The 5,226-nt window shown below is 71.5% G+C and carries 4 protein-coding genes and 1 pseudogene; 2 read left to right on the top strand and 3 right to left on the bottom strand.

Features of this window, described 5'->3' with window-relative positions:
* The first annotated feature begins 235 nt into the window (after positions 1–235).
* Complete coding sequence (locus ACZ7FF_RS38140) at positions 236–535, top strand: chorismate mutase family protein (protein ID WP_470818438.1); 300 nt, start codon at positions 236–238, stop codon at positions 533–535.
* Between the two features lie 128 nt (positions 536–663).
* Here the strand turns inward: ACZ7FF_RS38140 and ACZ7FF_RS38135 are convergent, their stop codons facing one another.
* The 3 genes and pseudogenes from ACZ7FF_RS38135 to ACZ7FF_RS38125 form a co-directional block, all read right to left on the bottom strand.
* Complete coding sequence (locus ACZ7FF_RS38135) at positions 664–1,701, bottom strand: GDP-mannose 4,6-dehydratase (protein ID WP_470818446.1); 1,038 nt, start codon at positions 1,699–1,701, stop codon at positions 664–666.
* A gap of 214 nt (positions 1,702–1,915) precedes the next feature.
* Positions 1,916–3,158 (bottom strand): annotated as a pseudogene (gene manD / locus ACZ7FF_RS38130) (D-mannonate dehydratase ManD).
* 103 nt (positions 3,159–3,261) lie between these two features.
* A complete protein-coding gene (locus ACZ7FF_RS38125; RefSeq protein WP_470818437.1) occupies positions 3,262–4,707 on the bottom strand; it encodes a gluconokinase, GntK/IdnK-type in 1,446 nt (481 codons plus the stop codon).
* Between the two features lie 321 nt (positions 4,708–5,028).
* Between ACZ7FF_RS38125 and ACZ7FF_RS38120 the strand changes: the two genes are divergently transcribed.
* Positions 5,029–5,226 carry a hypothetical protein gene (locus ACZ7FF_RS38120; RefSeq protein WP_470818436.1) on the top strand — a complete coding sequence of 66 codons (198 nt, stop codon included), beginning with the start codon at positions 5,029–5,031 and terminating at the stop codon, positions 5,224–5,226.

The raw sequence follows: 5,226 nt of genomic DNA, 5'->3' as shown, positions 1-5,226 counted from the left end.
ATCAACTCAACCCATCTCGAAGACCGGCGCACACCAGCGCACAGTCTCGGCAGGTCACCGCCAGGAAAACCCCTAGTCGTGGCGGGGGTCCGGGCGCCGGCGGGGCGGGACGGACCGTCGGGGGCGGGCCGGTGGGGAACACTAGGGGTTTGCGGCCGGGCGGCGGGACAGGATCGGACCCGCGAGATGGGTTCCGGGGACACCCGGCCAGCGACTTCGACGAGGATCTCTTCGCATGCCCGAATCCGCCCCGACGGGCAATCCGCCGCGTCCCGCACCGTCCGCCTCCAGGGACCCGGCCGAATTCGACCTACAGGACGAGGAATTGATCGCGCTTCTGCTGCGCCGGGTGCAGCGGTCCCGGGGCCGGCAACTGAGCCGTCGGGCAGCGGGCCTTCCGGCCACGACCCTGGCCGGGGAGAGCGAGATGCTGCGGCAGTACACGGCCCGCCTCGGCCGGCCGGGGGCGGAGATCGCGCTGGCGATCCTCGCGCTGGCCCGCCAGCACCCGCACGCACCCCCCGGCGGCCGGTGAGGCGCACGGTCCGAACGGCGCGTGACTCGTGCGGGGCACGGTCCGAACGGCGCGTACGGCGCTCACCGTGACGGCGGGCTCCGGGACCGGCCCGGAGCCCGCCGTCCGCGGGTCCGCGAAGTGCCCTGTTACCAGCGGGCTCCGGTGAGCACGCTGCCGTGCTCACGGACCAGCCGGGCCTCGGCGAGGTCGGACTCCACCATCATCCGCATCAGTTCGGCGAAGTCGACCTCGGGCTCCCAGCCGAGGGCCGCGCGGGCGTGGGAGGAGTCGGCGCACAGGATCTCCACCTCGGCGGGCCGTACCAGCGCGGGGTCGATGACGACGTGCTCCTCCCAGTCCAGGCCCACGTACTCGAAGGCCAGCCGCACCGCGTCGCGCACCGAGTGCATCCGGCCCGTGCCCACCACGTAGTCGCCGGGCTCTTCCTGCTGGAGCATCAGGTGCATCGCGCGGACGTAGTCGCCGGCGAAGCCCCAGTCGCGTACGGCGTCGAGGTTGCCGAGGCTCAGCTTGTCCTGCATGCCGAGCTTGATCTGCGCGACGGCCAGGGAGATCTTCCGCGGGACGAACTCGGCGCCGCGCCGCGGGGACTCGTGGTTGAACAGGATCCCGGAGACCCCGTACATCCCGTACGACTCCCGGTAGTTGCGGGTGATGTGGTGGCCGAACGCCTTGGCGACCCCGTAGGGGCTGCGCGGGTGGAGCAGGGTGGTCTCGCGCTGGGGCGTCTCCGCGACCATGCCGAACATCTCGGAGGACGACGCCTGGTAGAAGCGGATGCGCCCCTGGTCGCCGGACTTCACCGACCCACCGCTCAGCCCGCTCACCAACCGGACCGCCTCCAGCATGCGCAGCACGCCGTTGCCGTTGACCTCGGTGACGAGGCCCGGCTGCTGCCACGACATGGGGACGAAGGAGATCGCGCCCAGGTTGTAGACCTCGTGCGGCTGGATCACGTCCACGGCGGAGACCAGGCTGCCCTGGTCCATGAGGTCGCCGTCCACGAACCGCAGGTCCGGGATCAGCCGGCTGATGCGGTCCTTGCGCGGGTTCGCCTGCCCCCGGACCAGCCCCCAGACCTCGTATCCCAGCGAGATCAGATGTTCTGCCAGGTAGGACCCGTCCTGCCCGGTCACTCCGGTGATCAGCGCACGCTTGGACATCATTTCCCTTCCACCGCCACGGCCTTCTCGAAGTGCCAGCGAATCAGCATTGTGGCTAAGGAATTTGCGAGACTCCGGCGGGACGGCGGCGGCACAGGGGGCCGGCGCCCCACGCATCCCAGCAGTCCGCGCTGCCGGGGCTGCCCGGGGCCGGGCGCGGTGGCCGGGTACGTCCGGGGCGGACCGCCGCCGTCGTACGACGGCCCCCGAAGGCTCACCAGTCGTGCACGGTCCCGTCGTGCAGCCGGCTGATCGGCAGGTACGCCTGCTGGTAGGGGAAGCGGCGTGCCGCGTCGACGTCGAGGTCGACGCCGAGGCCCGGTGTGTCGGACGGATGGAGCAGTCCTCCCTCGAAGCGGTAGGAGGTCCGGAAGACCTCCAGGGTGCGCTCGGAGTGCCGCATGTACTCCTGGATGCCGAAGTTGTGCACGGCCAGGTCGAGATGGAGGGCGGCGGCCATGCCCACCGGGGAGATGTCCGTGGGGCCGTGCATCCCGGACTTGACGCCGTGGACGGCCGCGAGGTCGAGCAGCTTCCTCATCGCGGTGACGCCGCCGGTGTGGGTCACCGCGGAGCGCACGTAGTCGATCAGCCGCTCGCTGAGCAGCGTGGTGTAGTCGTACACGGAGTTGAAGACCTCGCCGATGGCCAGCGGTGTCGTCGTGTGCTGCCGGATCAGCCGCAGGGCCGCCTGGTCCTCCGCGGGAGTGGCGTCCTCCAGCCAGAACAGGTCGTACGGCTCCAGTGCCTTGCCCAGCCGCGCGGCCTGGATCGGCGTCATCCGGTGGTGTCCGTCGTGCAGCAACGGGAGTTCCGGGCCGAACTCCGCCCTGACCGCCTCGAAGAACGCCGGGCAGGTGCCGCAGGTAGGCGCGGGTGTCCCAGGTCTCGACGGTGGGCCGGACCCGGTCGCGGGTGGTCGGGCGCGCGGGCTCGTAGTCGTAGCGCTCTCCCCCGCCGGCGCTCGACGCGGCGACGCCGTACACCGACTCGAAGCCGGGGATGCCGGTCTGTACGCGGAGGGCGCGGTAGCCCTCCTCCAGGTGTGCGCGGATGGAGTCGAGCAGTTCGGGCACGTCGCGCCCGGAGGCGTGTCCGTAGGCGAGGGCGCCGGTGCGGGACGCGCCACCGAGCAGCTGGTACAGGGGCATTCCCGCGCACTTGGCCTTGATGTCCCACAGCGCGGTGTCGACGGCCGCGACCGCCGCCATGGTGACGGGGCCGCGCCGCCAGTACGCCCCCCGGTAGAGGTGCTGCCAGGTGTCCTCGATGCGGGAGGCGTCACTTCCGATGAGCAGGGGCACGACATGGCTGTCGAGGTAGGAGTGGACGGCCATCTCACGGCCGTTGAGCGTGGCGTCGCCGAGGCCGACGACGCCGTCCTCGGTGGTGATGCGGAGGGTGACGAAGTTCCGTCCCGGGCTGGTGACGATCACCTCGGCGGACACGATCTGCATGGTGGATCCCCCTCTTCGCGGCGGTTCGGTCGGTCGGTGCGGTGGGTCCTCTCGCCGGGCACGGCCGCCGTGTGCGCCGACGGCCGTCCTGGCGGAACTGGGTTCAGCGGCTCCGGGTGCGCCGGGCCAGCTCGGTCTGGACCTCGGCGACGACGCGTTCGACCGGCAGGGTCGCGTCGACGGTCATCCCGGCCTCGTCCTCCTCCAGGGGTTCCAGGTCCTGGAACTGGGAGGCCACGAGGGAGGCGGGCATGAAGTGCGACTTCCTGCTCTCCACCCGGGAGACCGCCTCGTCCTGGCCGATCGTCAGGTGCACGAAGAACGCGTCGGGCCGGGCCACGCGCAGCAGCTCCCGGTAGATCCGTCTGAGCGCGGAGCAGGTGACGACCAGCCCCTCCTCGGCGTCCGCCACCCGCATACGGCCCGCGATGGCGGCCAGCCACGGGCTGCGGCTGCGGTCGTCCAGAGGGGTGCGGTTCTCCATGGAGCGGACGTTGCCTCGGGGATGGAAGGTGTCCCCCTCCTCGAACGGCATCCGGAGCGAGTCCGCCAGGTACCGGCCGACGGTGCTCTTGCCGCAGCCGCTGACCCCCATGACGACGACAGGCGCGCGCCGGGCGCGGAACAGACCGGCCATGGCGTCCTGGAAACCGGCTCGGTAGGCGGGTGGCAGCCCGTTGGTGTCGAACTGGTCCAGGCCCGCCCGCAGCCGGTCGCGTACGCCGGGGTCGTGCAGCCGTCCGCTGCGGATCTCGGCGAGGAGTGCCTCCGCGAAGGTCTCGGCGGCGGTGGCCAGCCCCTGGTCGACGGCGTAGGCGAGCCCCACGTGCAGCCACATGGCGATGGGCTCCGGCCGGGTGGGATAGCTCCGCACGGTGTCGGTGCCGGCGACGGCCCGCGCGGGCGTGATCACCGTCTCCCGGAGGGCGCCGGCCCAGTTCCTGTCGATGCGGTGGTTCAGCGCCATGACGACCGGATGGGAGAGGCGCACGAACAGCTCGTTGCGCGACCCGGCGAGGAGGGTCCGGTGGAAGGCCGCGTCCACGTCCCTGAAGCGCTGCCGAACGGCCGCGCCCTCTCGTGGCCGCGCGAAGTCGGGGTCTTCGCTCAGGGCGAGCAGGGTACGGGCGTGACCGGTGAGGTCGTGGCAGATCTCCGCGGACCTGCTCAGGGCGGCCAGCCTGGCCGCCCGGGGCTCGATGACCTCCCGCAGCTCGGTCAACGACCGCATCTGGCTGTCCGGGGCGACCTCCAGGCGCCATGCGATCACGTCGGGGTCCAGCAGGTCCCACCGCTCCAGCGCCTGGACGGTGGCCCCGACCCGCGGCTGGAGGTTCACCAGGCCCTTCTGGTGCAGCGCCTGGAGGGCTTCGCGGGCCATGGGGCGCGTGACGTCGAACTCGTGCGTGACGGCGTCCACGGTGAGGTGGTGGTCGCGGGGCTTGCCGCCCTCCACGATCTGGCAGCCCAGTCGCTCCACCACCCTCGCGGTGGAGCCCCGTAACGCGTCCTCGGATCCTTCGGTCGGGTCGGCTTCGGGACCAGTCATGGCGGCGATGCTAAATCACAGTGGCCTCCTGGTCAGCCGTCCGGACTCCGCCGCATGAAGCACGAAATGCCTTCGGGGCGCACGCCGGGGCACTTCGCGCGGCGCTCCCACCCTCAAGCGACCCCAGGACCGACTGATAGGGCATCAGAAGCCTTTTCTCGACGCCAGATCACATGAGTAGCGTGGTCGGTCATTCGAAAGGTTTCGATGACGCCGAGGGCCGGCCGGAGCCAGGCAGGTGGGCACACGACCGGCGTCGCCGCGCGGCAGCCGACACAGGGCTGTCCGTCTCCCGTTCTGACGCAGCAGGAGGAGAGCCGCATGCCCGAACCCAGCTCACCCACGCCCCCGCCGGAGCGGTTGTCGCTGCGCTGGGCGCTCATACTCTTGGCGGCGGTGGTCGCGGGGCTGCTGGTGGGCCTGCTGACCTACGCCCAGTCCCGCAACTGGCCGGCCGCGCTCCTGGCCGCCCTCGGCGCGAGCGGCGCGGCCCTGGTGAGTCTGCCGCCGCTGCTCTGA

The sequence above is a fragment of the Streptomyces sp. NPDC037126 genome (genome assembly GCF_055605965.1).
Note: the sequence above shows the minus strand (reverse complement) of the source record. Positions and strands in the feature narration are given on the sequence as shown.

Excerpts from the sequence above, each read along its gene's own strand:
- ACZ7FF_RS38120 (WP_470818436.1), top strand. The coding sequence starts at position 5,029 with ATGCCCGAACCCAGCTCACCCACGCCCCCGCCGGAGCGGTTGTCGCTG.
- ACZ7FF_RS38140 (WP_470818438.1), top strand. The coding sequence starts at position 236 with ATGCCCGAATCCGCCCCGACGGGCAATCCGCCGCGTCCCGCACCGTCC.
- ACZ7FF_RS38125 (WP_470818437.1), bottom strand. The coding sequence starts at position 4,707 with ATGACTGGTCCCGAAGCCGACCCGACCGAAGGATCCGAGGACGCGTTA.
- ACZ7FF_RS38135 (WP_470818446.1), bottom strand. The coding sequence starts at position 1,701 with ATGTCCAAGCGTGCGCTGATCACCGGAGTGACCGGGCAGGACGGGTCC.